This is a genomic window from Microbacterium sp. UCD-TDU (assembly GCF_000340625.1).
Classification (GTDB): Bacteria; Actinomycetota; Actinomycetes; order Actinomycetales; family Microbacteriaceae; genus Microbacterium; species Microbacterium maritypicum.
Window position 1 is genome coordinate 411764 of the sequence record NZ_KB454446.1, and the last position, 25513, is coordinate 437276.

General features: G+C 65.0%; 38 protein-coding genes and 2 tRNA genes. 9 read left to right on the forward strand and 31 right to left on the reverse strand.

Features of this window, described 5'->3' with window-relative positions:
• The first annotated feature begins 167 nt into the window (after nucleotides 1–167).
• Both D514_RS24750 and D514_RS24755 read left to right on the forward strand, forming a co-directional pair.
• Nucleotides 168–824: a fasciclin domain-containing protein gene (locus D514_RS24750; RefSeq protein WP_017828978.1), complete on the forward strand. Its 657-nt coding sequence runs from the start codon at nucleotides 168–170 to the stop codon at nucleotides 822–824.
• A gap of 137 nt (nucleotides 825–961) precedes the next feature.
• Nucleotides 962–1034 (forward strand) — tRNA-Lys (locus tag D514_RS24755).
• A 93-nt stretch (nucleotides 1035–1127) separates the two neighbouring features.
• On the opposite strand, the gene D514_RS24760 is transcribed toward D514_RS24755, so the two are convergent.
• Both D514_RS24760 and D514_RS24765 read right to left on the reverse strand, forming a co-directional pair.
• A complete protein-coding gene (locus D514_RS24760; RefSeq protein ID WP_017828979.1) occupies nucleotides 1128–1568 on the reverse strand; it encodes a DUF1622 domain-containing protein in 441 nt (146 codons plus the stop codon).
• 113 nt (nucleotides 1569–1681) lie between these two features.
• Entirely contained in the window at nucleotides 1682–2137 is a 456-nt protein-coding gene (locus tag D514_RS24765) for a hypothetical protein (protein ID WP_017828980.1), read from the reverse strand.
• A 180-nt stretch (nucleotides 2138–2317) separates the two neighbouring features.
• Here D514_RS24765 and D514_RS24770 point away from each other — a divergent pair, with 180 nt between their 5' ends.
• Nucleotides 2318–2863 carry a type 1 glutamine amidotransferase domain-containing protein gene (locus D514_RS24770; RefSeq protein ID WP_017828981.1) on the forward strand — a complete coding sequence of 182 codons (546 nt, stop codon included), beginning with the start codon at nucleotides 2318–2320 and terminating at the stop codon, nucleotides 2861–2863.
• Between the two features lie 7 nt (nucleotides 2864–2870).
• On the opposite strand, the gene D514_RS24775 is transcribed toward D514_RS24770, so the two are convergent.
• Nucleotides 2871–3815 carry a DUF1254 domain-containing protein gene (locus D514_RS24775; protein WP_017828982.1) on the reverse strand — a complete coding sequence of 315 codons (945 nt, stop codon included), beginning with the start codon at nucleotides 3813–3815 and terminating at the stop codon, nucleotides 2871–2873.
• 81 nt (nucleotides 3816–3896) lie between these two features.
• The gene (locus tag D514_RS24780; RefSeq protein WP_017828983.1) at nucleotides 3897–4412 is read right to left on the reverse strand and encodes a CGNR zinc finger domain-containing protein; all 516 of its coding nucleotides are present in this window, start codon (nucleotides 4410–4412) and stop codon (nucleotides 3897–3899) included.
• A gap of 25 nt (nucleotides 4413–4437) precedes the next feature.
• On the opposite strand from D514_RS24780, the gene D514_RS24785 reads away from it, so the two are divergent.
• Complete coding sequence (locus D514_RS24785) at nucleotides 4438–4662, forward strand: hypothetical protein (RefSeq protein ID WP_017828984.1); 225 nt, start codon at nucleotides 4438–4440, stop codon at nucleotides 4660–4662.
• Here the strand turns inward: D514_RS24785 and D514_RS24790 are convergent.
• The 3 genes from D514_RS24790 to D514_RS38855 all read right to left on the reverse strand — a co-directional run bounded on the left by D514_RS24790 (nucleotide 4643) and on the right by D514_RS38855 (nucleotide 5898).
• A complete protein-coding gene (locus tag D514_RS24790) occupies nucleotides 4643–5176 on the reverse strand; it encodes a DUF1697 domain-containing protein (RefSeq protein ID WP_017828985.1) in 534 nt (177 codons plus the stop codon). The genes D514_RS24785 and D514_RS24790 overlap by 20 nt on opposite strands.
• Complete coding sequence (locus D514_RS24795; protein ID WP_017828986.1) at nucleotides 5173–5754, reverse strand: isochorismatase family protein; 582 nt, start codon at nucleotides 5752–5754, stop codon at nucleotides 5173–5175. The genes D514_RS24790 and D514_RS24795 overlap by 4 nt, the downstream gene beginning before the upstream one ends.
• A gap of 70 nt (nucleotides 5755–5824) precedes the next feature.
• Nucleotides 5825–5898: transfer RNA gene (locus D514_RS38855), tRNA-Thr, on the reverse strand.
• A 130-nt stretch (nucleotides 5899–6028) separates the two neighbouring features.
• Between D514_RS38855 and D514_RS39365 the strand changes: the two genes are divergently transcribed.
• The 4 genes from D514_RS39365 (at nucleotide 6029) to D514_RS24805 (ending at nucleotide 6836) form a co-directional block, all read left to right on the forward strand.
• A complete protein-coding gene (locus tag D514_RS39365; RefSeq protein WP_017828987.1) occupies nucleotides 6029–6151 on the forward strand; it encodes a hypothetical protein in 123 nt (40 codons plus the stop codon).
• Nucleotides 6152–6214: 63 nt separating this feature from the next.
• Nucleotides 6215–6364 (forward strand): hypothetical protein, encoded by a 150-nt coding sequence (locus tag D514_RS38860; RefSeq protein WP_186004812.1) that lies wholly within the window; start codon nucleotides 6215–6217, stop codon nucleotides 6362–6364.
• On the forward strand, nucleotides 6361–6570 hold the full coding sequence (locus D514_RS24800; RefSeq protein ID WP_017828989.1) for a hypothetical protein: 210 nt from the start codon (nucleotides 6361–6363) through the stop codon (nucleotides 6568–6570). The genes D514_RS38860 and D514_RS24800 overlap by 4 nt, the downstream gene beginning before the upstream one ends.
• Nucleotides 6571–6590: 20 nt before the next feature.
• A complete protein-coding gene (locus D514_RS24805) occupies nucleotides 6591–6836 on the forward strand; it encodes a helix-turn-helix transcriptional regulator (RefSeq protein ID WP_017828990.1) in 246 nt (81 codons plus the stop codon).
• A 7-nt stretch (nucleotides 6837–6843) separates the two neighbouring features.
• On the opposite strand, the gene D514_RS0119055 is transcribed toward D514_RS24805, so the two are convergent.
• The 11 genes from D514_RS0119055 to D514_RS38000 all read right to left on the reverse strand — a co-directional run bounded on the left by D514_RS0119055 (nucleotide 6844) and on the right by D514_RS38000 (nucleotide 16309).
• A complete protein-coding gene (locus D514_RS0119055) occupies nucleotides 6844–7101 on the reverse strand; it encodes a hypothetical protein (protein ID WP_017828991.1) in 258 nt (85 codons plus the stop codon).
• A gap of 87 nt (nucleotides 7102–7188) precedes the next feature.
• The gene (locus D514_RS24810) at nucleotides 7189–7497 is read right to left on the reverse strand and encodes a hypothetical protein (protein WP_017828992.1); all 309 of its coding nucleotides are present in this window, start codon (nucleotides 7495–7497) and stop codon (nucleotides 7189–7191) included.
• A gap of 401 nt (nucleotides 7498–7898) precedes the next feature.
• A complete protein-coding gene (locus D514_RS24815) occupies nucleotides 7899–8243 on the reverse strand; it encodes a hypothetical protein (RefSeq protein ID WP_017828993.1) in 345 nt (114 codons plus the stop codon).
• Nucleotides 8240–8887, reverse strand: a complete 648-nt coding sequence (locus D514_RS38415) for a collagen-like protein (RefSeq protein ID WP_036322840.1) — start codon at nucleotides 8885–8887, stop codon at nucleotides 8240–8242. The genes D514_RS24815 and D514_RS38415 overlap by 4 nt, the downstream gene beginning before the upstream one ends.
• Nucleotides 8880–9182: a hypothetical protein gene (locus D514_RS24825; RefSeq protein WP_017828994.1), complete on the reverse strand. Its 303-nt coding sequence runs from the start codon at nucleotides 9180–9182 to the stop codon at nucleotides 8880–8882. The genes D514_RS38415 and D514_RS24825 overlap by 8 nt, the downstream gene beginning before the upstream one ends.
• A complete protein-coding gene (locus tag D514_RS24830; RefSeq protein ID WP_017828995.1) occupies nucleotides 9182–10018 on the reverse strand; it encodes a hypothetical protein in 837 nt (278 codons plus the stop codon). The genes D514_RS24825 and D514_RS24830 overlap by 1 nt, the downstream gene beginning before the upstream one ends.
• On the reverse strand, nucleotides 10015–10692 hold the full coding sequence (locus D514_RS24835) for a hypothetical protein (protein ID WP_186004814.1): 678 nt from the start codon (nucleotides 10690–10692) through the stop codon (nucleotides 10015–10017). The genes D514_RS24830 and D514_RS24835 overlap by 4 nt, the downstream gene beginning before the upstream one ends.
• Nucleotides 10689–11564, reverse strand: coding sequence for a hypothetical protein (locus tag D514_RS24840; RefSeq protein WP_017828997.1), 876 nt, complete (start codon nucleotides 11562–11564; stop codon nucleotides 10689–10691). The genes D514_RS24835 and D514_RS24840 overlap by 4 nt, the downstream gene beginning before the upstream one ends.
• Nucleotides 11561–12676 carry a hypothetical protein gene (locus D514_RS24845; protein WP_031205573.1) on the reverse strand — a complete coding sequence of 372 codons (1116 nt, stop codon included), beginning with the start codon at nucleotides 12674–12676 and terminating at the stop codon, nucleotides 11561–11563. The genes D514_RS24840 and D514_RS24845 overlap by 4 nt, the downstream gene beginning before the upstream one ends.
• A complete protein-coding gene (locus D514_RS24850) occupies nucleotides 12669–13490 on the reverse strand; it encodes a hypothetical protein (RefSeq protein ID WP_017829000.1) in 822 nt (273 codons plus the stop codon). The genes D514_RS24845 and D514_RS24850 overlap by 8 nt, the downstream gene beginning before the upstream one ends.
• Nucleotides 13487–16309: a phage tail tape measure protein gene (locus D514_RS38000; RefSeq protein ID WP_017829001.1), complete on the reverse strand. Its 2823-nt coding sequence runs from the start codon at nucleotides 16307–16309 to the stop codon at nucleotides 13487–13489. Before D514_RS38000 ends, D514_RS24850 begins: the two co-directional genes overlap by 4 nt.
• 42 nt (nucleotides 16310–16351) lie before the next feature.
• Between D514_RS38000 and D514_RS38870 the strand changes: the two genes are divergently transcribed.
• Nucleotides 16352–16522, forward strand: a complete 171-nt coding sequence (locus D514_RS38870) for a hypothetical protein (protein WP_186004815.1) — start codon at nucleotides 16352–16354, stop codon at nucleotides 16520–16522.
• A 346-nt stretch (nucleotides 16523–16868) separates the two neighbouring features.
• Here D514_RS38870 and D514_RS24870 read toward each other — a convergent pair whose 3' ends face one another.
• The 13 genes from D514_RS24870 to D514_RS24925 form a co-directional block, all read right to left on the reverse strand.
• The gene (locus D514_RS24870; protein WP_017829004.1) at nucleotides 16869–17279 is read right to left on the reverse strand and encodes a hypothetical protein; all 411 of its coding nucleotides are present in this window, start codon (nucleotides 17277–17279) and stop codon (nucleotides 16869–16871) included.
• Nucleotides 17280–17355: 76 nt separating this feature from the next.
• Nucleotides 17356–17862: a hypothetical protein gene (locus D514_RS24875; RefSeq protein ID WP_144052950.1), complete on the reverse strand. Its 507-nt coding sequence runs from the start codon at nucleotides 17860–17862 to the stop codon at nucleotides 17356–17358.
• A 111-nt stretch (nucleotides 17863–17973) separates the two neighbouring features.
• Nucleotides 17974–18123 (reverse strand): hypothetical protein, encoded by a 150-nt coding sequence (locus D514_RS38875; RefSeq protein ID WP_017829006.1) that lies wholly within the window; start codon nucleotides 18121–18123, stop codon nucleotides 17974–17976.
• Nucleotides 18123–18539: a hypothetical protein gene (locus D514_RS24880; protein ID WP_017829007.1), complete on the reverse strand. Its 417-nt coding sequence runs from the start codon at nucleotides 18537–18539 to the stop codon at nucleotides 18123–18125. The genes D514_RS38875 and D514_RS24880 overlap by 1 nt, the downstream gene beginning before the upstream one ends.
• Nucleotides 18539–18946, reverse strand: a complete 408-nt coding sequence (locus D514_RS24885; RefSeq protein ID WP_017829008.1) for a hypothetical protein — start codon at nucleotides 18944–18946, stop codon at nucleotides 18539–18541. The genes D514_RS24880 and D514_RS24885 overlap by 1 nt, the downstream gene beginning before the upstream one ends.
• Nucleotides 18946–19362 (reverse strand): DUF6093 family protein, encoded by a 417-nt coding sequence (locus D514_RS24890; RefSeq protein WP_186004816.1) that lies wholly within the window; start codon nucleotides 19360–19362, stop codon nucleotides 18946–18948. The genes D514_RS24885 and D514_RS24890 overlap by 1 nt, the downstream gene beginning before the upstream one ends.
• A gap of 8 nt (nucleotides 19363–19370) precedes the next feature.
• Nucleotides 19371–19829 carry a hypothetical protein gene (locus D514_RS24895; RefSeq protein WP_017829010.1) on the reverse strand — a complete coding sequence of 153 codons (459 nt, stop codon included), beginning with the start codon at nucleotides 19827–19829 and terminating at the stop codon, nucleotides 19371–19373.
• Nucleotides 19830–19839: 10 nt separating this feature from the next.
• Nucleotides 19840–20730, reverse strand: coding sequence for a P22 phage major capsid protein family protein (locus D514_RS24900; RefSeq protein ID WP_017829011.1), 891 nt, complete (start codon nucleotides 20728–20730; stop codon nucleotides 19840–19842).
• A gap of 47 nt (nucleotides 20731–20777) precedes the next feature.
• Nucleotides 20778–21260, reverse strand: coding sequence for a hypothetical protein (locus tag D514_RS38880; RefSeq protein ID WP_017829012.1), 483 nt, complete (start codon nucleotides 21258–21260; stop codon nucleotides 20778–20780).
• A 67-nt stretch (nucleotides 21261–21327) separates the two neighbouring features.
• A complete protein-coding gene (locus tag D514_RS38885; RefSeq protein ID WP_017829013.1) occupies nucleotides 21328–22086 on the reverse strand; it encodes a hypothetical protein in 759 nt (252 codons plus the stop codon).
• Nucleotides 22070–23389 (reverse strand): phage portal protein, encoded by a 1320-nt coding sequence (locus D514_RS24915; RefSeq protein WP_017829014.1) that lies wholly within the window; start codon nucleotides 23387–23389, stop codon nucleotides 22070–22072. Before D514_RS24915 ends, D514_RS38885 begins: the two co-directional genes overlap by 17 nt.
• On the reverse strand, nucleotides 23389–25158 hold the full coding sequence (locus D514_RS24920) for a terminase (protein ID WP_031205576.1): 1770 nt from the start codon (nucleotides 25156–25158) through the stop codon (nucleotides 23389–23391). Before D514_RS24920 ends, D514_RS24915 begins: the two co-directional genes overlap by 1 nt.
• Entirely contained in the window at nucleotides 25142–25507 is a 366-nt protein-coding gene (locus D514_RS24925; RefSeq protein ID WP_031205577.1) for a hypothetical protein, read from the reverse strand. Before D514_RS24925 ends, D514_RS24920 begins: the two co-directional genes overlap by 17 nt.
• Nucleotides 25508–25513: the final 6 nt, after the last annotated feature.

A 25513-nucleotide genomic window follows, 5' to 3' on the forward strand; every position in this document is an offset into this window, starting at 1 on the left:
ACGTCGCCCGAATGTGAAGGAAAAGAGATCGCGGAAATGTCCGCTCCTGCGCTGCCGTGGAGGCAGTTTCAAAGATTTCTCAGATTCGTCCCATCCGATCGCGAGCGGGCTCCGAACAGCCCTCGACGCCACGGAGAGGCCGTGGCTCAGTTCTGAAGGAGCTCGACATGTTCAGCACCAAGAAGAAGGTCACCGCAGCGATCACCCTCGGCCTGGCGAGCGCGTTCCTGCTCTCCGCCTGTTCCATGGGCAGCGGCAGCACCACGGAATCGTCCGAGCCGACGGCACCGGAGACGTCGGAGTCGACGCCGATGGAGATGGACCCGGCGGCCAACCTGGTCGGCCCCGGCTGCGCGGCATACGCCGACGCCGTGCCGGACGGCGCAGGCTCGGTCGAGGGAATGTCGCAGGACCCGGTTGCGGTCGCGGCTTCGAACAACCCGCTGCTGACCACGCTGGTCGCTGCGGTGAGCGGACAGCTCAACCCCGACGTCGACCTCGTCGACACCTTGAACGGTGGCGAGTTCACGGTCTTCGCACCGGTGGATGACGCCTTCGCGAAGATCGACCCCGCCACGATCGAGGCTCTCAAGACCGACAGCGCCACGCTGAGCTCGATCCTGACGTACCACGTGGTCCCCGGCCAGATCGAGCCGGCTGACATCGACGGCATGCACACGACCGTGCAGGGCGCCGACCTCGAGGTGACCGGCAGCGGCGATGACCTGAAGGTCAACGGCGCCAGCGTCATCTGCGGTGGAGTGCAGACCGCGAACGCGACCGTGTACCTGATCGACACGGTTCTGATGCCCCCGGCTTCCTAAGCCAGGGACAGCCGGGTGGGAGGACGCCCGGCACACGCCCTTCTCGGGTTCTGGAGGAGAGACCCGGGAAGGAAAGGGGCCGTCGGTGGTGCTGTGTCGCCGACGGCCCCTCGTCGTGCGCACTAGACTTTGATGAGGGGCCTCTAGCTCAGTTGGCAGAGCATCGGACTTTTAATCCGCGGGTCGTGGGTTCGAGCCCCACGGGGCCCACCCAGTTGACGATGTTCTCGGGTGTCTGCACGAGCCGTCACCAATCCTCCGTCGCGGAGGACAGCACTTCCGCCAGCACCGCACGCAGGTCGCTCAGGGTGTCGGCTTTTCGGGTGCGACGGCCGTCGCCTCCGCGGCACGGTCTCGGCGAACGTTCTCCGCGATCAGCTGGCCGCCACTGGTCAGGAGGGCTCGACGCCAGGGTGCGACGCCCTCGATCTCGATCTGGATCGACATCGAGAGCACCGTCCGGATCAGCACGATGAGGCCGAGGATCACGGCGTCCTCGATCGACGGCTTCGACGTGATGGTGCGGATGAGGTCGGCAGCGACCAAGACTTCGAGGCCGAGCAGGATAGCGGCGCCGAGCGTGTTGCGCAGGAGCAGATAGGCGGCGTGACCGTCGCCCGACCGTCGCAGCGAACGGACGGCGAGCACCACGGCGATGATGAACCCGACGACCATCGCGAGTGCACCGAGCACCTCGAAGCCCACCGCGATCACGGTGAAGAACGATTCGATCCCCTCAACCACGTGGCCCCCTCATCCTTGTTCGGTCAGGTCACCCTTCCGACAGGATCACTCTACGGTGACGTCGAAGACGCGCGGATGCTCTCTCCGCCGCAGTTCGCCTCTCGGCAGCCGTCTCAGGACTCGCCGCCGGGCGCTCCGGTCAGCAGTTCTTCGCGGATGTCGGCCACGCCATCCGGGAGGGTCTCCCCCTCGAGGGCGAACACCGGCGCCTCCTGGGTGCCGCCGATGCCGCACACCGCGACGCTGTCCGCACCGTCGAGCGTCTTGGGGATGACCACGAACCAGAGCGATGACGATTCGAGCCGTTCGGTGGTCGCCATGTCGCCGAAGTACGTCGCGTTCGGGGCCAGGACACGAGTCCTCTCGGTGCAGAGCTGCACGAGCACCGAGGTCGTGAATTCCGTGCCCGTCACCGGCGGTTCCGCGGTCTCGGACGCCGAGGGAGACGGTGTGGGGGTCGGCGAAGACGACTTGGATGCGGAGGGCGAGGGGCTCGCCGCCGGCTCGGGAGCGCACCCCGCGAGCAGGACGAGCGCCGAGAGGAGGACGAGTGCAGGACGAACGCGCATGTCTGGATCGTACTGCCGAGGCTCCTCCATCCGAGCGGAGCGCTCCGAGGGCCGTCGCTTCTCCCGCTCACCTGTATCACCGGCTCGCCTGCGCGGCCACCCCCTTCCCTCCTCTTCCGCTGCGGGGGATCGTGGAGTCGTCCCCCGAACGGCGGACGACTCTCCAGGAAAGGACGAACGATGACTCTCAGCGGCAGCCGCGTGGCATTCCTCGCGACAGACGGATTCGAGGACAGCGAGCTCACGAGTCCCTGGGATGCGGTGACGGCGGAAGGCGCGAGCGCGACCATGATCGCCCCGGACGGTGCAGCCATCACCGGCAAGAACGGACATGAACAGGCGGTGGATCTGCACGCGTCTGCGACCACAGCGGATCAGTTCGACGCGCTGGTTCTGCCCGGCGGCGTCGTCAACGCGGACCATCTGCGCATGGACAAGGCCTCCGTCGATCTGGCAAGGGCCTTCTTCGAGCAGCACAAGCCGGTCGGTGTGATCTGCCACGGCGCCTGGATCCTCATCGAGGCCGGTGTCGTCGACGGGCGCACGCTCACCAGCTACCCGAGCCTGACCACCGACCTGCGCAATGCGGGCGCGACGTGGGTCGACGAAGAGGTCGTGGTCGATGAAGGCCTCGTCTCCAGCCGCACGCCCGACGATCTGCCGGCGTTCAACGCGAAGCTCGTCGAGGAGATCGGCGAGGGGAAGCACGCCGGGCAGACCGCCTGAGCGTGCCTCAGTCGGCGGGCTCGACCGAGGGAACGGTCCAGCCCGCCACCTCAGCCAGCCGTGGACGGTAGAGGCGGATCAACAGGTTCCATCCCTCGGGCGTCGGTATCCGGTTGGGGCGATCGTCGTCGAAGTCGCCGAGCCACACCGTCATCGACCCGTCGTCGTTCTTGACACCGGACACGTCGTTGACGTTCGTGATGCCGGAAGCGCTCGGCTCGAAGTATCCGTCGCCGTTGTACACGCTGACCGAGTAGAACGCATCCGCCGGCACGTCGCGGAGCGTGAGCCGGTAGCGCCCGGGCTCGAGCCCGGGGAAGAGTGCGACGTACTGCGCCTCATCGTCGGGGAGCCCGCCCCAGCCGGCAGCGGTTCCCAGCAGGTGATGCACGGGGTCCACCTGCTCGACGCTCCCGAAGCTCCGAGAGAATCCGGGAAGACCCTCCGCGAGCCCCAGGAGATGATCACGGGTGACCTTATGGGTCACCGGGTCGAACGCCGACGGTGCGAACGGGGTGGCAGAACCCGCATCCACACGCATGCCGTCCTGGATGCGGTGGACGGCATCGAGGTCGTCGGGATCAGTCGGATCGAACAGCACACGGGCGGCAGCCACCACGTAGTCGGAACCGAACTCGTCGACCGTGAGATCGTATGTTCCCGGCTCGTGCAGCACCCGGTTGATGTAGTGGTCCTGGTTGATGATCATGACCGAGACGTATCGGTCGCCGAACGGCGGAAGCGTGAACGTCGCTCCGTGAGAGATGTCGACGATCGCGACCGAGTAGAGCGTGTCGCGGTTCTGTCGGATCACGGGCTGCCTGTCGAGCGGTGCCAACTGCCGATCGTGGTAGATCGCGTTCACGGCCCCGGCCTGTTGCAGAATCCGATCGATCATCACGTCCGTCTCAGCACGGGCGAAGTTGTCGACATTCACGATCACATCAGACACGTCGTCTCCTCATCGTCTCTCGGCCATCGTGGCACGGAAGCCTCGCGCACGGTGTGGCCGAAAGTCTCGATTCGCCGTCTGTCAGGTCCGCGCGCGGTGTCTGCGCACCGCCGCACGGTTGGCGCAGCGCACGGAGCAGAAGCGCTGGCGGCCGTTGCGGGTCACGTCCGCGACGACTCTCGTGCAGGGCGCGGCCTGGCAACGGCTCAGCCGGCTCATCCCCCGGGTGACCAGATGCAACGAGGTACCGAGGCTGATGATCGCCCGGAGCACGTAGGGCAGTGACGGCACATCGTCGCGGTAGTGCAGGTGCCATCCTTCGTCGTCGTGGTTCGTCAGGCGCGGGTAGGCGGCTGCCGCGGCGAGTTGTGCGTTGAGGAGGGACGCTCGCGCGTCGGGGTCGGGTTCATCGACGATCGAGAGCCATTCGTCGATGACCGCCCTGACCCGCTCATGGTCATCCGCGGCGGGTGGGAAGGTCTGCGTCATCCCCAGTTCGAGTGTGCGCGCCTCGATCCCTGCTCGATCTGCCGGCCAGTCGTTGGCCAACGACGCGGCCAACAGCACGGCATACTCGCCGTAAGGGTTGAGATGCATAAGACCATTACATCACGCTGGATGCATGACCTCGCTGAACACGCTTCCGATCCCCCGCGTCCACCCCGCTGCGCCGGCGCACGAGCATGCCTGGCTCGTGGAGTCACGTCATCCGACGAGCGAGGGCATCGTGCTCTATGTGCGGTGCTCGGCCTGCGACACCCGCCGGGTCGACCTGCAAGCCCACCCGCACATCCCACCGGCAGCGATGAGCACAGATCTGGGCGGCATCACGCCGTCAGCTCGATGAGCGTCCGCGTCGTCCGCAGGTTGCGGGCCGTCCCCGCGACGCCGAGCGCCCGATCCAGCACCGCCTTCGTGAGTCGGGTGGAGTGCACGCCGCCCTCGCCGTAGTCGATCCACATGTCGTCACCGACCAGCGCGATCCGCTCGGCCGGAAGGAGACGCTGCTCCAACGCTTCGATCGCGCCCTCCGAGGGCGGGCCCTGGAGGAACATCGCATGCACGAACTTCACGTCGCCCTCGGGGAACGGCTGCGCGGACTCCGAGGATGCCAGCTGCGCGTGCGTGCGGTGGATGACGGGGGTGTCCACCCCGAACTCGACCCGGATGGCCGCGTGCACGGCGGCGCACGCGGCATCGGGATCCCGCGGGGTGCGGCAGAGGATGTTGCCGCTGGCGATGTACGTGGAGACCTCGGCCAGGTCGGTCTCGGCTGCGAGCACTTCGCGGAGACGCGCCATCGGAACGCTGTTATGGCCGCTGACGTTCACGGCCCGCAGGAGCAGGACGCTCCGGCTCACGCGTCGGGGCTCTCTGCCACTTCCGCTCCCGCGTGCACGAGCTCGGCGAGTGCGGCCTCGCTGGGCGCGGATGCGACTCCGGCGACGAGGTCGGTGAAGATGCGGACGCGAACACCGTGCGCGATGGCGTCGAGAGCTGTCGCCCGCACGCAGTGGTCGGTCGCGATGCCCACCACATCGGCAGTGAGCGCGCCCGCCGCGGTCAGGATCGCGCCCACCGTCTCCCCCGCCTCCGTCCGGCCCTCGAACATCGAGTACGCCGGCTTCCCCTGCCCCTTGCGGACATGGTGGGTGACGGCATCGGTCGCCAGAAGCGGGTCGTACTCGGCCCCCTCGGTTCCCGCGACGCAGTGCACGGGCCACGAGTCGACGTAGTCGGGAGCCAGCGCGAAGTGCCCTCCGTTGTCACCGTCGGCGTCGTGCCAGTCGCGCGAGGCGATGATCACGTCGTAGTCGTCCGCGTGGGCGGCGAGAAAGAGGGTCACGGCAGCGGCGACCGCATCGCCTCCCTCGACGGCGAGTGCCCCACCTTCGGTGAAGTCGTTCTGGACATCGACGATGAGAAGCGCTCTGCTCATGCTTCGAGAGTACGCCGTGAGGAACGGGAAAGGCCCCGTGATGTTCTTCGCATCACGGGGCCTTCGGAGCCGCTTGTCAGAATCGAACTGACGACCTTTTCATTACGAGTGAAACGGTCAAGTCCAGCGAACGCCCACAAACCCTTGATTTCTAGACAGCCTACCCCGACAGGCAGCCCCAGGTACACACAGAAGTGCACACATCACGATCAGGCTTGCGCTATACATCCTCACGTTGTATACTTGAATCACAACAACACAGAGAGGAGGTGACATGGAACACCCACTGGAAGCCCTCGGATCGTTCTTCGCAGGACTCGGAACCTTCGCCATCGGGATCGCCGCCATCATCACGGCAACCAAGACGAAGCGGAAGAAGAAACGAAGACGGAAGTGAGGGAAGGGGATCGGAACTAGATGAAGTAGCTCCGATCCCCGCTTTCCAGTATCCATGCACATCATGAACAACACACTGAAACTCACAGCCGCCACCCTCGCCGCGGCCTCCGCAACATGGTCATTCGCGGCGGGGAACTTCTGGCCAGGACTGCTCGCCGTCCTCGCGGCGGGCATCCTCGTCATCTCGTTCATCAACAGGGAGGATGCATGATCCGCTACTTGTCGCGCGCCGAGTTCGCCGAACGCATCGGCGTCAAGCCCGCAACGATGGGCCGGTACAAGCTCCCCGAGCCCGACGCCATGATCGGTGACATTCGCGGATGGACTGTCGAGACCGTAGACGCATGGAACGCGGCACGGCCAGGGCGTGGTGTGCGCTCGCTACAACCAGACGAAGAGGGTGGCGCCGGCATCTAGCCGAGCCGTACTGTGCACACATGGGCATCGATTACGGCGCGGCAACCACCGCCCAGCTGAAGGCTGAGATCTCCGGGGCGGGGCGCAGCATCCGGAACATCGCCGCAGAGCTCGGTGTTGACTACACGACCCTGTTCAAGCGGGTGAAGGGCACGAACCCCATCCGCTTGCAGACCGTGTTCGACATCCTTCGCGTGCTCAACATGACGCCTGCCGTCTTCTTCAAACGGGTTCAGGAGCGTGCAGAGGCGGACTATCGCGGATAGTCGGCAGTCAGCGGCGCCCGTTCGGCGGCCCGCTGTGCACGTCGTCCTGCTGCTTCTTGTGCGCAGCGTACAGCCGCTCACATGCGTGGGACAGGGTGTTCGACCACCCGATGAGCTCGCCACGCAAGGTGACCTTGTAGCGGACGACGCCTGACACGCGTCGGAGCTCGATACGCCCGAACGCCTCCACCTCATGAGGTGCCTTCATCACCCACAGGCCGGGTTGCGGCTCGTCGGTCCAGAAGATCGGGTGCCACGAAGTCATGGAACCCATGATGAGGTGAACCAACGACAATCTGCACACAAGAACACCCGCGCCATGTTGGCGCGGGTGTTCTCCGGCTAGACCGGTCTAGGCGAAAGCCTCGACCTGGCTCTTCACCATGGTCGGGGGCGCGGTGGGCGAAACTCCAGAATCGGCGTCACCGAAAGCCTTCTGAAGAGCTTCCTCAGCGACATCTTCGACGAAGTTGTCGGACGAGGCGAGCCGGCAATCGATACCGAGATGGAACGAGATGGTCAACTCGTCCTCATTCACGAACATGTCAGCACTGACGACAGCCATGTTGCGCTGGACGGAAGTGTAGACCGCTTCGAGCCACTCGTCGGTGAATGGCTTGGGCGCCTGGAACTGCGCCGTGATGTGAATGCCATTGATCATCACTGTCCTCCTTCTGGTTGTGCGGCTGGTTGATGGAATTCGATGTGAGCCGCGATCTCCTCGCGGCGGGGGTCGTTGACCGGATATCGAAGGTCGATCGTGATCTGATACCCACGTCCTCCCTCCGGCCAAAAACGCACGGATGAATCTCCCCAACGGGAGCGGATGTACCAACCTGAACCGTGAAGCTCGTCGAACAATTCCGCGTGTCCGTCGGGGAGCGAGTCTTCGTCAACCATCTGACGCCAGTCGGTAGCCCCCACCTGTGCAGTATTGCACAACTGCAAACGGGTTTCCTCCGAGCGCGGCACCCGAAGGACTGCGCACAGCCCGAAACGACAGAAGACCCCCCGCCATGCTCCGGGGGCAGCATGGCGGGGGTCGGTTCAGGATCGGGGGTGTCACTCCCCCTTGAGGTCTCGGCGCAGGAGCACGCGCGAGACGGCCGCGTCGGTGTTCGCGAGCGCCTCAACAGGTTCGATCGTCGCCTGCTTCACGAGCGTCACGTCTGCATAGTCCTTCGGGATGCCGTTCGAGATGATCGAGAGCGCGGACGCGGCACCAGCGAGGACCGCGGTGGCGACGGCACCGGCGGCGGCGAGGCCGACGCCGAGCAGCGCGTCACCCGTGGTCGGGATCGTGATCGCTGCGATCGGGATCACCGATGCGAGCGACTGGGTGGCGGTACGGATGAATCCGCGCTTCGCGGCGAGCTTCGTCGCTGCGGGGACAATGGGATCAGTCATGGGGTTACTCCTTCAGGTGGTGCGGTGGGCAGGCAGACGGTTGCCTGTCTGCGCGAGAACGTGCCGAACTGTGAGTCGGCGATAGAGAGCCACACGGTCGTGGCAGTGGATCCGTCCGGGCATGTCGGGCCTGCAGGACCAGGAGCACCGGCTGGGCCGGGAACGGTGGAATCAGCACCGGGGGCACCATTCGTGCCGTTCGTCCCGTTGGTGCCGTTCTGCCCTGCAGGGCCGACGCATCGGCCATCGGCGCAGTACGCGGCCACCGCTGCGGCGAGCTGGTCAGCGGTGACGTCTTTCCCAGCGGTTCCGTCCTGGCCGTCTTTCCCAGGCCGACCGGCGGCGCCGACTGGCCCGGGCGCGCCCGGTTCGCCCTGTTCAGCGACAGGGGCGTCCTGTGCGACGTCGGAGGGGTCGGGAGCCTGTGGCTCCTCCCCCGTCGAGACGGTGAACTCGTCGTACAGGCTCACGTACTCGTCTTGCCAGTGCAGCGCCTGATCGCGCCACGAGTCCCCGCGTGAACGCTCGAGCAGCCATGCCGTCCCGAGCGTCCCTGCGACGACAAGCAACAGGACGGTGAACAGTGCGGACAGTCGCCGGCGCTCGCGCACGGACGCTTTCAGTAGTGCGTCGGTGTCAGTCATGCTTCTCCTCCGCAAGAATCCCTGTGCGTGCTGGCCACGGCGGGTACTCGCCCCGCTCGACACCACTCATTAGCTGCGACTCGCGCCGCTCCCACGCGACGTCGCGGCGCTGGTACCAGACCAGGGCTGGTTCGAGGGCGTCGAGGCGCGCTTCCAGAACAGTGATGCGCTCCTGCTGCTGGTCGATCATCTGGTGCTCGAGTGAGCCCTTCTTCGGGAACAGGGACACGATCGCGGCGATGACCGCAGTGAGAATCGCGACCACCCATCCGCCGATCGCTCCCAGCTCTGGCATCAGCTCTTCAGCAGGTTGTCGACTTCGGCCTGCGAGAGCGTGAAAGTGGGCGCATTCTTCCCGTGGAGCTCCGCAAGGGTCGAGGGATCGACGAGCGCCTCGAGCTTCCCCTGCGTCAGCAAGTAGACCGTGCCGTCGCCACCACGGACGTAGACGATCGTCGGGAGTGCCCCGTTCGGGGCGGTGCGGCCGAAGTTGTCGTTGATGCGCGCGTGAAGCGTGACAGGCACGTTGAGCACCTGCGCACCGCTGACAGCGGCCGCTTCATCGGGGTTGGCGAATCCGAACAGTCGGTCGCCGACGACGAGGCTCTTGCCTCCGGGTGAGCTGATGAGTGTTGCCATGTCGTCCTCCTGGACTGGTGTCGGTCGTGCAGTAGAGCCACCCGCTGCCGCGGGTGCGCCGATGGTGCCGAGTGATCCGCGGTTGGTCCAGTGCCACCACTCGGGTGAGCTGAAGCCCTTGCCGTCGCAGACGATGCCGAAGCTCGGCGCGAGCTGCTGCGCGCGCCGGTGCGCCGCGGTGTTCGCGTTGTACGGCCACGCGAGGTCGTTGGATCGGCGGCACTCATGGTCGCTGCTGCCGGGTGCCCCCACGAGGTCGGGGTGGATGCGATACCACTTCTGGCCGTTCCACCACATGGTCCCGTAGACCTTCCGGCCGCCGGGGTTCAACGTCATCCGCTCGTACCAGAGGCGCAGCTGCACTTCCGGGTCACGGTCGCCGGAGATCGACACCATGTCCGGGTGCCCCTCGCGCACGAGTTGTGCGGAGAGTCCGCCGAATGCATCGCGCGTGCCGGATGCGAGGTTGTACGCGCCGTCTACGTACCTCATGGTGCGATCCACCTCGCTCCCCAGTGCATCGGCTCGAGCGATGTCGCACCGCGCACGGCGTGAGCTCCACCTTCGCCGTACCCCCACAGGGTGAGCTTGTCGGCGGCGGCGAGACGCACCCGTGCGGATGCGTTGCCGAGGGCGATCGTGCGGAAAGTCACGTGGTCGATCGCGTGGAGCGCGTTACCACCGGGGGTGCCGGTCTGGTTCACGCCGATCCCGACGAGTCCTCCTGCGGAGGCGTTCAGCCACATGCTCCAGAACACCTCGTACTCACCAGGGACCGTGACCGGCAGGCCGTTGGAGTAGGTGCCGAACCCGCGGGTGCCGTCGTAGGTGGACGTCCATGCAGCGGTGGCGGAGATGTCCACGTAGGTGTTGTTCCCGAGGGTGAGCGCGGTGTTGGTGCGCCGCATGATCGCGACCGGGGTGCGCCCACCGACGAGGGACCAGTCCCCCGCGTGACGCAGGTAGATCAGGCCCGTGTCCGTCTCCCGGAACACGATGCCGTCCCGCAGCTGCCCCGGAGGGATCAGCCCACGCTCGGTGGATGTCCCAGCCCGGGTCACGTACGCGTCCCACAGGTCGTCGGCGAGCGACTGGGAGTCCTGTGGGAAGTTGTACACATCGTCGAAGACGCGCTTCCCTACGGGGTTCTTGCTGCTGCCCATCATGACCTCCAGGTGATGCTCAATGCGCCCGACCACGCGTTCTGCGCACGGGAAGAGAAGATGTTGTCGCCGCCCTGATTCAGACCGACGCCGAGGGAACTGCCGCCGGCCTTGAGCGCGGCGAACCACGCATCCGCCATCGGCGGGGTCTGCCAGCCGTCACCGGGTGACCACGCTGTGTACGCGCCGAACGTCGGCAGGCCAGCCTTGAACGCCTGATCGTGGAGAGCGAAGCGGGGATCGCCCCCACGGCGCTGCTGCCAGGAGGCGAAGAACTGCAGGGAGACGAGCGTCGCCCCGGCAGGGATCGTGTCTCGGATCTGCGTGCCGTAGAACCACGCCCCGAACGTCGAGTTCCCGGCGCGCGGTTGCCCCGTCCACCAGCGGGCCTGTGTGCGGTCCGTGGACCCGGTGTCGATCGGTTGAAAGGTCGCCGAGCGCAGTGAACCGCCACCCGGGTTTGGCACCGGGTCAGGTGTGGTGGGCTGCACTGATAGCGCCCCGATGACGAACGGTGTCTCAGACCACGAGATCCCGACGAGCGCTCCTGAGGTGGGAGCCGTGCCGATGAACGGCATGGAGAACGTGCCGGCGATGGTCTGAACAGTCACCAGGGTGGCGCTCGTCGTCATCACGGTCCCCGTGCCCGGGAGAGCCTTCGACGGGAGCAGGACGTGTCGGTCATTGACCGTGAGAACCTGCACCGTCTCCCCCACGGTGGGGACATATCCGGTACCCCAGTCACACGCGAACCGTGAGGTTCCCATGTCGACGAGAGCGACACCCGTCCCAACCCCGGAGAACACCCCACGGCGCAACACCACACGCGCGGCGTCCCCGAAACTCTCGAACATGGCGGCGGCTTCATCGATCACGACTTCACCTCCACCTCGACCACGGTCTCGGCGCCGTTGTGCTCAACACCGCGGACACGCACCAGGGATTCCTCACCCCCGCGGGTGGGATCAGCGAACACGTACACGTCCCCAAGCTCGCGCAGCGGGTTGAACGGCTCCACAAGACGCCGTGTCACCGAGCGGATCCGAGACACCTGCGGCAACAGCTCCTGCGCGTACGCCTTGCAGGCCTGCTGCGTGTCGAGCATGTTCGACTGGTACTCGTAGGTGTTCCCGCCGAACGGCGAGCGGGAGCCGTCACGGTTCCTCACCCGCAGGAAGCCGTCGGTGATCTCCTCGACAGCGCGAAGGACAGGCCCGGATGGGTCGGGGTTCTTCCCCTCGACCACCACACGGTTGTAGACGTTCTCAGAACGCATCTCCACTGGAGCCTCGAGCACCCGCTCAATGCGACCGAGAGGCTCTGGCCACTCCTTCGCCATCGCTGTCAGCGCGCCGCTAGGTGTGAGCGCCGGCCATGCGTTCGACGGCCCGAACACCTTCTCCAAGGCATCGAGTCGGTCCTCGTCGTAGGTGATCGCGGTCGGCAACGTCCGGTCAGGGATCGACCGGAACACGGGCAGGCCCGTCAGCCGCTGCGCTTCGTCCCACATCGACGTCGACTGAGGCGAGGCCGGAAACGCGAAAGAGTCTCGTGACACCCGCAGGAAGTAGTCTGCGAGGTCAAGTCGAACAGTCGACTCAACCACCACAGGGAGCCCGCCAAGTCGGTGCTGGATCGCGTACTCCACCGCGGACGGCACAGCGTCCAGAACGAACCGGCCCATCGAGATGCGCTCCTGGAACGCGCCCGCCGAAACGATGACATCGACCTGCAGCTCCGCACCGAACGGGGAGAACAGGTCACCGATCTCCCGCGGCACGATCGACTGCTCGAAGATGTCGTCCCAGAGGATCGTGCACGACCCCTTGCCCTGAATCTTCGCTCCCGCATCCCAGGAGAAACGCGGCTCCGAGATCAGGAGGTTCTGCGCACGAGGGGCGCCGTCGTAGATCAGGTCTGCGACCCACGAGACGTTGTAGATCCCATCCTCGAGAACGGCCAGCAGATCCTGGGATACGTCACGCATCCGCCGCTCCGATCAGTGAAGTGTCGCGCTTGATGTCCGAGTGCGTCGCGTAGCGGGCCTTCACCTGCGTGTGCGTGGCGAAGAACACCTTCATGTCGGAGTGTGTGAGCACTGCGGCCGTGATCCCCACCGCGGGGGGACGCACTTCGGTCGTGACCGCCTGGAAGTGGATCTCGGTCGAGTCCGTGAGCCGGTAGGTGTCCAGCTCCTTCAGCTCAACGGAGCAGAAGAACACGCGCGGGATGCGCATGTCAGGGGGTGTGCGGATGCACCAGACGGGAAGCTGCGGAGGGTCCAGAGTCGCCTGCAGCATGTCCGCGTCTTCGTGGTTCAGGGTGACCATGTTCCACTCGACGCCCTCAAGGCCACGGCGCGGCCCAAGACCGACCAGCCCGGGCAGCATCTCCCGTTGCGGGTATGTGAGCGAGAACGGGGTCGGGCGCGAGAGCACCTGCCCCGTCTCCCACATGCGTTCCACCTGCACCGAGAGGCGCGGGTCCAACGGCTGCTGGATCACCGTGCCGGCGAAGTTCAGCGTCACCGTACCGACAGGCCATGACCCGACGATCTTCCCCTCCGCGTCGTACCCGACGACCGTGTACGACGACTCGACCTGGAAGCCGGCCTCGGCGTCGACGACGATCAACGGCGAAAGTGCGGATCGGCGTACACCGCCACGCACTGCCATCGTCCGGCCCTCGCACGTCCGCGACAGAGACACAGTGACCGACCCCGCAGGGAACTCGACGACAGGAACGTCGACGAGTACCCGCGGGACCGGAGCCATATCAGGGAACGGGGTCAGGGTGCTCATGCGTCATCCCTTCGCCTGTGCTTCAGAGTCGATGCCACGTCACGGCCTCGCTCCTGCACGCGCACATCCACGTACTGGAGAAGGTCGATCCCGCCCTTGGGCGAGACGACGACTTCAATCTGTGTCGGTGCCGCTGACGTTTGCGGCTGAGATGCGAACCGTTCCCCCGAAACCCATGAGCCGGCCGTGCTGCTCCGGAGAGATGCCCGATACTGCTCAATACCCCGGTGCCCGCCTGCCGCGTCGACCTCGTGGGCCGGGATGACATGCTCGCCCGGAGCAAGCAAACGAAGCTCCGAATCGACGCCCTTCGCACCAGGTCCGACAACCGGCCCGCCCATCGCCTGCCCGGGAGGCTTGAGAACCGTCCCGACACCAACTGTCGACACAGGGATGTTGAAGTGCTTGCGGACCGCCTCGTTGAGCCTGGCGAGAATCCCGTCCAGGTTCGCGTGCGCGGAAGCAGTGTCAGCAGTGACCTTGATGTTCGGGTTCTTGGGGATGTTGTCGACCGCAGTCTTCACATCTCCGAGAGCGCCCGAGACCTCACTTGCCGATCCGAGGTTCGCGTCAGCCCATGTCGCTGCAGCTGCTGTGTCCATCCCCTTCGCGACGAGCATGTCAATGACCGCTTGTCGACCTGCAGCCCATGAAGCGTTCGCCTCATCGAGCGTGCCACCGTTCTGCAAGATCGCCTCTGCAGATGCACGATGAGCGTCCTCCACCTCGCGAATCGAATCGCGAAACCTGATCGAAGCGTCGTTCGTCCCGTCCAGGGCCGCGCCCTCTGCCTCCGCAGCATCGCGCATCGAGTTGATCGCAGAGAGAGCAGAGTCCTTCGCTTCTCCAAGATCCAGTGCACCACGCGCCACAGCCTCCAAGGCCGCAACCATGTCAGAAAGGGTCTTGTCCGCGTCGGACGCCGCCTGCTCAATCTCCGTGATCGCTTCAGCGCCAATCGCAGCAGCAGCAGGCGTCTCGCCCATCACGAAGTTGAGCAGCGACTGATCATCGGAAGCGATCCCGACAGCTTTCGCGGCCTTGATTACCTCATCGCGGAATCCAGGCATCTCCTTCATGAGCTGCATGATCTGGTCTTTGCTGAGTCCGGCGTCGTCCGCAAAGCGAAGGAACTGCTCGGAGGCGGCGGAGAAGTCGGTCCGGGCGAGCCCCTCAAGTTCCTCCCCCATGGCGAACACCGTCGAAAGAACTTCCTGGTTCGCGCCAGAGATGCCGTCGAACCAGTTGTCCGATTTGGCCTTTGCGTCATCGAGCGCATCGCCCACAAGCGCCAATGTTTCAGCGGCGCGCTCAATCATTCCGGGAGAAGCATCGCGCTTCTCCAACGCAGCCTGGAACAGCTCTACGCCGGACTTCGCCAATGCGACCTTGCTCGCCACTTCCTCAGCGGAAGGGCCGATAGCGTCGGCCAGAGCCTTGCCGAGCTCGTTCGCGGCGGTCGTCGCGAGAGCGAACACACCGACAACTCCTGCGACCCCAGCAGCGCGCCCGAGAACGCCCATGAGTCGTTCGGTCTTTGCCGCCGACAGCCCGAGGGTGATGAGCCCGTTCTTGAACTCTGCGATCTGCGGGATCGCGAGCAACGTCGCTCCGCCAACCAGACCTATTCCCGAGACAAGGACGCCGAGCCCAAGGGCGCCTTGCTGCGCCCAGTCCGGCAGTTGCGTGAAGCCGTCCACGAGCTCGGTGAGTCCCTGGATCAGGAAGCGCAGCGGCCCGTTCGCGCCTTCACCCATCGTGATGAACGCAGTGTCGAGTGCGCCAGTCAGCTTCTCCCAATCGCCCATCAGATTGTCGAGACGGGTGGCGGCGGTCTCAGCGGCGTAGCCCTGGTCATCCACGGCGGAGATCCAGTCACGGATCCCCTTCTCGCCTTCGGAGTAGATGACGTTCGCTGCGCGCACCGCGTCCGAGCCAAACATCACCGACAGCGCAGCATTCCGCTGCTCCGGGCTCAAGTCCTTGAGGGCGCCCTGAAGGTTGCCTGCGAACTCAGCCATACCGATGAAGTTCCCGGATGCGTCGTAGGCCGAGACGCCGAGCTCTTCCATCTTCTTCTTTGCCTCCGCCGACTGCGGAGTGAGGCGCTGGAGCATGGTCTTGAAGCTCGTGCCTGCGTCAGAGCCGAGGAGACCTTGCGACGCGAAAGCCGCGAGGGAGGCAGTGGTCTCCTCGATGGAGAGACCTGTGGCCGCTGCAACCTGTCCGCCCTGCGAAAGCGCGGCGGACAGATCGGTGACGTCACCCATCGCCTTTCCGGCGCCGGCTGCGAGAAGGTCCGCCACATGGGACATGTCTGAGCCCTCGAGATTGAACACCTTGAGTGCCGTAGCGGCGATGCCGGCGGCGTCTGCGACGTCCAGTCCGCCAGCTGCCGCAAGGTCGAGTGCACCGTTGAGGCCACCGCTCAGAATGTCCGCCGCCGAGAGTCCGGCCTTCGCCATTTCCTCAATGGCGTTGGCTGCCTCGGTCGCCGAGAAGACAGTGTCCGCGCCCGCGTCAAGCGCAGCCTGGCGCAGCTGATCGATGCTGCCGCGCGCATCGTCACCAGTCGCGGCGACGAAAGACATCGCCTGGTCGAACTCCGCGAACTTCGCGACAGCAACACCGATCCCAGCTGCGACCGCCGCGCCCATACCGACTGCGAAGGTGCCGACTGTCTGCATGGCCTGACGGGTCTGCGCGAGCCTCTCTGCCTCAGTGCCCACGGTTCGGGTGGCCTGAGCGGCCTCGAGCATGCCCTTCTTGTAGTCGTCAACGACAGCCAGCAGCCGGACCTTTACGACGCGATCAGCCATGCGCCACCCCCAGAGAAACGAAAAGCCCCTACGATGAGGGGCATGAAGTGGTCAGCAGTCGTCGCCGCAGGACTAGGCATCGCAGCGGTTGGCGCTATCGTTTTCGCGGTCGCGCTGATGGTTGGCGAACCCGTCTTCGGGGTCGTGATCCTTGCGCTCGGTTCCGCAGTCGCTCTTATGGGCGGAACCATGTACTTCGCCGAGAAGCGCTAGCTGACCTTCTCAACCCGCCACAGTAGCGAGCCCATCTCCGCACCTGGCCACGCTTTCCGGTAGCGCTCCTGCGCGCGATCCAGAGCCAGTTGAGCGAAGTCGGTCGTCGGGAGGTCAACTTCGAACGCATCCTTGTTCTCGGGATTCGTCGCATCCGCAAGCAGCAGACCGTGACGGCCCCGAGGTCGTCGCTCATCACGCCTATCAGCGAGGAGAACGGCCAGATCCCAAGCAGAGAACTCCGGTTCTCTCACGGTCACGGACTCGATGCAGCGGCCGAGACTGTCGTACTGATGCGTGGTGACCTCAGCGGGCTCCCACCCGAGTAGACGGCGCGGTGAAACCCCTAGTTCGCGGGCGAGGGCGACTTCTGGCCCGCGCGGGCTTTTCCCAGTTCGCGGAGCTCCCTGAGAGAGTCATTGACGTTCACGCCCCAGATTACGACGCCGATATTGTTGCGGTGCACCCCATCGAGTACGTCGAACATGTCAGCCCACGTCTCGGCGTCCACCACTTCCCCGTCGACAGTGATGTTGGGATACGCGCGCGATACTCCGGATGGGTTGTATCCGACCATCGAGTCAGACTCAACGCCCGCACGTGGAGGGTTGGAGGCCACGAGCTCTTCCCACTTGGCGGGGTGGGCCTTGGGGATGCCGACCTTCAACAGCTCGCCGTCGAGGACTACCTCAACCTCGGACTTCTTCACGTCAGCGAGGCGCGCCCGCTGTCGTTCGATGCGTTCTTTCAAATCCATGTTTCTCACCTCTCACCTTCCTCACCGAAGGGAACCGTGGGCGGGGTTGGTGAGGGAACCCCGCCCACGGTGGTTATCACGCGACGATCGCGGACTCGGTCAGGATTTCCCCGGTGATCTCGGGGACCATCTGCTTCATCAGCTCGGTATTCGCAGTCGGCGGGACGTCCGTAGATGTGCCGATGCGTGCCGGGATGATCGCGTTCACGATGTCGCCGGCCGCGAAGACGTGATCGTTCGGATACCCGAGGATGTGCGCGAACGCACCGGAAGTTCCCTTGGCGCCCAGCACGAGCTCAGCGTCGGTCGGCTCCTCGCGGTTGTAGACATAGCGCGTCGTCAGCGTGAAGTCCTTCGTGCCTTCGAGCTTCAGTGCCTGCGCGAGTGTGTAACGGGTCGACGTGATCGAGTTGATGGTGACGGCGAGATCGAAACCATCTCCGGCGAGACCGTACGTGAGGCGCTTGTTCGCCACGTTGTTCACGTCCGCCACCGCGAGAGGACCGCCCGTGTAACCAGGAATCCAGAGGACGATGCCGTTTCCGTCAGAGGCGGTTCCCGCCTGTACTGGCTCATTTGCCATGTTCTTCTCCTTGAGGGAATGCCCCTCGGAGGGGCTATGTACCCGGCACCGGATGGCGACAGGCATGCAAAAGGCCCGCACCACCAGGTATGGGCCTTCGCGGGATTTGGGTTACTCGGCGGTCTTCGCCACCGTCTTGGAAGCGGGCTTCTTGGCCTCCACCACCTCGTAGTCGTCCGGGTACTTCTCCACCAGACGCTTGTCCACCAGGAACTGCGTGCGCTTGCCCTTCGCGGAACGAACATTCACCAGATCAGCCATCAGGCCCTCCTTGATTGGAACTCGAAACTCAGGTCGAGGTAGTGGAGGTCGGTGACCGGATCGAACCGCCCCTTCCCCTCCTCCACCCCAGGAACAAGCGACACCGGATCGCACCGGCGCCCCGAAACCATCGGGATCTTCCCGATCACCGACATCACCGCGTCGGCGAGCTCCAGGAGCCCGTCAGCGGTCGTCGCGACGATCCGCACGTCGTACCGCCACGTCGAACGGGAATCGGCCCTCTGACGGGCCGTGAACCTGTTGTCCCCCAGCTCTGCCGGCGCGTCAGGGAACAGGACAATGTAGTTCGCGCGGACGGGCTTGCCATCGACGCGGCGAACGTTGTCGTAGACCTTCCCCACCAGGACGGCCACGGCGAGCAGCAGGGCGCGGAACGCAACGAAGTGGACGAGCATCACTCCTCCAGCTCTTCGGCCAGCGCCTCGAAGACCGCGTTCTCGAGTCCTTCGAAGAACTCGGGTTCGTTGGCTTCGAGCGCGTCGCGGCCGGCGTGGTGAACGGGACCGTCGATACCTGCCGTGCTCTTCGGATCGTCGAGGAATCCAGCAGAGGCACCGGGTGTGCTACCCAGGACCGGGCCGATCTCGCTCTCGATCCCCCCGAGCGGGAACTTGATGTCGAAGCTGATGGCCGCGGCGTAGGTGTCCGCGTAGCCATCAGAGATCTCAGCGCCTTGCCTCCAGTCCTCTTTCATGCGGAGGCTGGTGCGCTTGATCGACTTCTCGATGAGTCGGTTGGCCGTGGCCGGCACACGTCGGAGGTCGGCTTCTAGGCGTCCGATCTCGAAGGCGTCGTCAGCCATCAGCTCAGCTCCTCGAGTGGGTATCGGTATGCCGAGACTTGGCCTGCAGCGGCAGCGCCCGAGATCTTGAAACGCCGACCGACCAACAGAGGGTCAGGGGAAGCGCTGCACTCCACCTCATCGTCGGTGAAGAACCGTGCCGTCCCGAACGGGACGGACAAATACGGCTCCTGCATCGCGACTGGGGAGCCCGTCGCCTGGGAGTTGGACACCTCACGCGACCCCCAGCGGATGCGCGCCTTGCCCGCGTCCGGACTCGTGTCATCGGGAGCGGGGTAACGCTGCTCCACCAGCACTCGGGTGGCTTCCTTGGTGTCGGGGTCAGTGCCATCGCGGAACTTGCCGACGAGCACTGTCTCGGACATGCGAGAGTCGGCCATGTGCTGGCCTCGGATGAGCATCCGTGCACCTCGCATGATGCCTCCTAGTACCAGGGGAAGAAGACGTCGGGTGTGTCGGTGGGAACCCAACCGGAGACGGTCGGCGTCTCCCTGCGCGTCGTCGATACGACTGCGAGTCCGCCGGACCCGGCCTCGCGGAACGGGGCAAGCATGCGCTTCTCCGATGCTGTGAGGTACGCGCCGGCCTCGTCGACCTTCCACCCTTCGGTGTAGTCGTCGATTCCGCCGCGTGTCTGCGCGTTCCGGTTGTCGAACACCCGGGACGCGCAGTACAGGGTGACCATGACGACATCTTCAGGGAGCGGATCGACGATCTCCCCGGCGTCGGTGAGCCACGTCCGCCCTGATTCCTTGCGGACCAGGGCGGACGCGGCACGGAGGCACATGGCGGCCCGTCGCTCCTCTGCAGAGTTGTCGGGGATGCTTTCCCCGATCCAATCTGCGAGTTGTTCGACAGAGGCGAGAGTGACGGGCTCAGCCATGTGGTCCTCCTTACGGTGCGAGCTCGACCGAGACAGCCCGGTCGGCGTCGAGCGTGGTCGCACCGTAGAAGGTGTCGACGACGCTCTGGTCCTCGAGCTGGTTCGGGTTGTAGTGCTGGATCCAGCGCAGCGCGTAGCCGTCCTGTGCGACGGACGCGGAGAACGCGGCGCCGTCAGGCTGGCGGGAGGGGCGGGTGACGTGGGCGAACGCGTCCTTGTGGTAGCCGATGCCGAAGTCAGAAGCGAGCTTCGGGTCCGCCACGATGGTGAATCCGAAGAGGCGACCGATCGTGGCATCACGGAGGACGTCCGAGGTTCCGGACTCGTTGACCTTCTGCAGGAGCTCGTCCGACAGCGCGGCAGCTTCGAGGTCCGAGCCGACTGCGAAGGTGCGTCCGGCCGCGGGGATGCCGCGATCGTTGAGCACCTGGCGCGTCTTGATGAGCACCTGGCGGAAGTTCGATCCATCCGGGGCGACCTTCGGGATCGAGGCATCGGTCGCGATTGCCGACATCTCCGTGATGAGCGGCGCGGCGAGCTCGTCCACGACCGACTCGGCCTGCGGGCGCAGAACCTGGCGAGTCATGTCCTCGAGGCTGAACGTAGCGAAGTCGTCCGGAAGACGAATCGCGTTGTACACCTGGTCCTCGAGGGTCACGGGGAACCATTCCTGATCGATGTTGTTGAACTGGATCGCATCGCGCGCCGTGCGATTCGCCTTCGTGTAGACCTTCGCCTTCCCCGCGCTGATCGGGCCGAGAACGTTGACCGTCTGCCCAATACCGGCGACGAACTCTTTCGAGAAGTCCTGACGAACGGTGCGAGGGAGCAGGGAGAGGCGACGCAGCGACGAGAGAGTCGCCTTCGCCGCCTGCTCAGGGGTAAACAGAGTGATTGCCACAGTGGGCCTCCTTCATGGTGTGAACGCACCCACGGTGGTGGGGGCGGTTAGTTCTGGAAGACTCGATCGACCGTCTTCTCCACGTCGATCTCGGCGTTCCCGGACGGATCACCGGGGCTGCGCAGCTTCTCCTTCGGCTGCTGCGTCGGAGGCTTCTTGGATCCGAACAGCTCCATGAGCTCTTCGGCGTCCTGAAGGATCTCCTCCTCGGTGGTGCCGGTCAGCCGCTTCACGAGGGACTCGGGGAGCCCGTGCTTCACGGCGACGCGAAGTCGCATGTTGTCCGCCTCCAGGGCGGTCAGCTTCTTCGCGGTCTCGTCGGCGCCCTCAGCCTTCTTCTCGGCTTCGGCGGCGCGCTGTCGCAGGTTCTTGTTCTCGGAGTTGATCTTGCGGATCTTCTCCCGAGCCTTGTCGGGGTCGAATCCAGGATCCTCGGGCTCGTTGGCCGGGTCTTCCGGCTCGTTGGGCTGTTCGGGTTCCTGGGGGTCTCCCGGCTCCTGCGGATCTTCAGCGGGGTTCTGGTCGCTCATTTCGCCCTCCTGGGGCATGTCGGGCTGCCACCAGGGCAGCGGGTGTATCCCGAAAGGTTCGGGAGGTCTATGTGATGGGCGAGTCCCGGAAGCCGCCCTGTCGACGCATCGCAGCGAGAAGCTTCTTCGTGTCGATCGCCTTGCCATCGCCGGCGACGATTGCGCGAGCTTCGCCATACGCGTCCATGTACCGCTCCTCGTCGGCGGTCGGCTCCCACGCGTTCGAGTACGCCGGCTCAGCCGTGCACCCACAGTGCGAGTGGTATTGGATACCGTCAGCCGCTGCAGCATCCCGGTAGACCGGGCCGCGGGAAGCGAGCATCGCGCAGAACGCGCACGGGTTCCCATCGGTGACGCGGCGCCCCCCGACAGCTCGCCTGTCCCGGCCTGCCGTTGCGGCGATCGTCAGGCGACCGCCCATCATGGCCTGCCGACGTGCCATGCCGCCGAACTTCGTCAGCGCCGCAGTGAACGCGACGGCGGGCTCCATGCCGGACCCGATGAGACGCTTGACCCTCGTAGGGCCAGCAAGGCTCAGCGCACGCGCCGTCTCCGTGGGTGCCGCCAGAACGACAGCACCTGCAGCTCCGAGTTCAGCAAGCCGATACTCGGTCAGGTACTGGCTCGCGACCCTCTGCGATTCCGCCATGCGACGGTTCACCGCAATCGTCGTCGAGGCCAGCCAGTACGGCTTCGACCCGTCGAGATCGTCGATGTCAAGGCGATCCCATAGTGCGCGCGCTTCGATCTCTGCGCGCGCACCGATCTGGATCTGTGCGTCTCGATGAGCGGTCGTGAGTTCTCTACCCTCAGCCGTTGACGCCATTGGACTGCTCATTCAGAGCCGCCGCCAACTGCTCCTCAGCGGAGGGGTGCTTCTCCTTGTATTCGCGCCAGGCTTTCGCGATCTCGGGCGTCACGGTCGGGATGCGATCCCAGAGGAGTTCCACCGGGATCTTGAGCATCGTCGCCATCTTGCCCAGCGCATCCGCCGCCTGCGACATAGACCGTGACTGCAGGTCGGCCCAGTCGGTGCGGAGCGAGAAATCAGCAGCGTCCTCTGCGCGACCCTCGATGTGAGCGGCAAGCCGAAGCAGCTGCTCGTTCGAGTCACCGAAGCCGACCTTGCGTTCGTTGACCTTCAGGTCGGCCATCGCCCGAGACTCCGCGATCGCATCGGCTGACAGATTCACCAGATCGCCCGTCAGTGCGTGCACGGGAGTCTGAGTAACCACAGCGAGCAACTTCACATCCTCGTCCGTGGCCTTGATGAGGCTGTCAGACGACGTCTCATCAAGGGTTCCGAACTGGACGCCCTCTTCACCGGTCAGAATGTCTCCCTGACGGAGGAGCAACTTCACCCGCTCCCGGTCGGCGGGGTCGGTGGGCATGTCGAGCCCGGTCGCCGTGCGCACCTTCCACGAGTTGAAGTGCTGGTTCACCATCCGGTCGTACGTCGTCTTGTCGATGCGAGCAGCAACCTGCACGTACGGCTCGACCTCACCAGGCGTGCGCCCCTCGAGGTCGATCTGGTTCGAGTACCGCACGGCCGGCGCGACGCCGGCGTTGTGGCGACGGTCTTCGATGTAATCGACACGGCCGTTGTCGTCACCGAGAATGTAGACGGCTTCTTCGTCCACGACGTACTTGTGTCCGCCCTTCACGAGCAGGTAGTACATCGGGTACTCGTCCTCGACGACATCGCCGTACACCGCGTAGAGGTCACGGGGTGAACGTCCACGGATCACAGCGCCGCTGTCTCCCGGCATTGCCGTCGCGTAGGAATACCCATACGCAAGAGCGCCACGGTACACCGCACGCTGGCGCGAGTGCATCCGGTTCCGTAGCCACGGGGCGATGACCCTGTCCATCTCGACGCCACGCGCAGACCGGAACGTCTCAGCCACAAGCTGCTGCGCCACGGTCGTTACGACCAGGGACAGGAACGGGGTCTCGCTGATCTTCGCCAGGTTCCGGTGCTCGCTGGTCGCGTAGTTCGGGATCTTGTCCCGCAACGCGTCAGGCTCCCACCGGTGCCACTTGTCGATCACATCTAGAGTCCGTCGCTGCTGCTGCCATCCCGGGATCAGGACGTCATTGGCGAGCTCGATCACATCACTTCGCTTCATCACCACACGCGCCCCCCTTGCTTCTTGCCGCTGTTCAACACACGACGGCGGGCCATGCGCGCACCAACCATGCACACTGCGAGATCGATCTTGTTCTTGGAGTCCGCGCGATCCTTCGCGATCGACACGAAGCCCGCCACTGGGTAGCGGCGTGCGTTCAGGACGTGCCGGCGCAGACGCGGGTCACCGTCATGGGTGAACTGCCCATCCTGGATCTCCCGGAGAGTGAAGCTGACCGCCTCAGCGATCGCTTTCGAGTTCGTTCGGTCGGTCATGTCGAACTTCACCGCATGACCCTTGCCGCCCTTGGTGCCATACGCCCACACCTTCAGCTTGTTCCGGTATCGGCGATGCCATTCGTCGAACAAGAGATCCCAATACGAGTCCAACGTTTCGTCGTTGAGCGTGTGGGATGGGTCTCCGAAGAACGCGACAACGCGGTACTTCTCGAACGTGTGATCCACAACGCCGTCGACCTCTTCGCGCGGTGCCAACCATCCCTCGCCACGCTTCCCGGGCGGCTTCTGCCACATCCCGAGCGTGAACACGTGACCGTCAGACATGCGAACACCGACGAGTCCGGTCGCGTCATCGGACTTGGAGCAGTCGAGGAACATGGCGATCTCCTCGCCAGGTTCCACAACGATCTCTTCGTCCTTCAGCGGGTCGAACTCATTCGGTTCCGTCCACGCATCCTCAGCCGCGGTGACCTGGTTGTACCACTTGCGACGAGACTCGGACGGCGAGTTCAATGGGTTCAGGATCGACTTGCGGATACGACCGCCGGCATCGAGCCACACCGAGTCGCCACGCACGGCTTCCACGACCGAAGGGGCCGCGTCAGCCGTCAGAGGAGCCTCGGGCGGAGCCTCGAGCGAGTCGTACAACAGGCCGTAGTCCATGGCCTTCGCGTCATCACCCTGGGTGTCGTCCCACGCTTCACGCTGGCGCTGGCCGACCGAATCTTCACCCGGCCGGTACGCGTTGCAGATGTCCAGGATGCGCGCAGGAGCGCCAACCTCGGACTTCGCCGCGTTACCCTCCATCGCGCCAGCCATGTCGTGGCCGCCGTTGGACGAGTTCCAGTTCTGCGTTTCTGCCCGGATGACGAGCTTCGGGCGCCCACCCTCAATCGCAAGAGGCGAAGCGGTCACAGCCTCGATCTGCGCGGAGTCACCGCGAGCCCAGACGTTCTGCTTCCCGATCTGGACGCCGAAGTGACGACGAGTCTCCGCAGGGATCAACCCCGGGAAGATCTTCATCGTGTTCTTCGTCTGATCCAGCGACACCGCCGCGATCTGCACCCATGCGTCGGTGACCTGATGGCCGACCGGCTGCCCGTCCTTGCCCCAGTGATCGAACTCGAGCGGACCCACCAGGGTGTTCGTCGACTCGACGGCCGCGAACGGATCCTTGCCCCAGCCCTTCAGGCGCTGCAGCACCGCCGAGTGAGACACGTGCGTGCCGTCCTCGTTCAACGCATGGAACCACAGCACGAACCGTGCCTGCTCCATCGTGTACTTCCACGGCTTCCCGCGGTGAGTCAACCACTGGCCAGCGAACGCCAGCGCCTCCCACCCAAGCGAACGCTCAGGGAGAAGCCACCCGCCCTCGTACTGCCATGTCGGGCCGACCTTGACCGGCTCCCACTCCAACCCGATAGGGGGCAGAGTGTCCGCCAGCTCAGACCGATACCAACGCTTGATCTCCTCGGCCTCATCAGACCGGTTCTTGATGAACGCCGGGGTGGCGCTAAGCAGTTGCGCCATGAGCCGAAGCCCACCGCGACTGAGCAGCCTGACGCTGCTGCGACACCTGCTCGCCACCCTGCTCGTCAGGGAGCTTCAACTTCGCAAGGAGTGACGAGATCTGCGCCTCATGCGCCCGGATCTCTGCGATCAACGGGTGCACGACCAGCTGACCGGTCGAACCGAAGGACGTCACGGCGTTGCCGCGCTCCTCCTCCATCGCCACGACACGATCGGCTGCACGGCACGCAGCCTCGAGCGTCACGAGCTCATCCGCACGCAGCGTGTACTTCCCCGTCACCTTCACCCACAGCGCCTCGCCGGCATCGTTCAGCCCAGCGGGAACGCCCAACGTCTTCTTGCGAGTCATCATGCC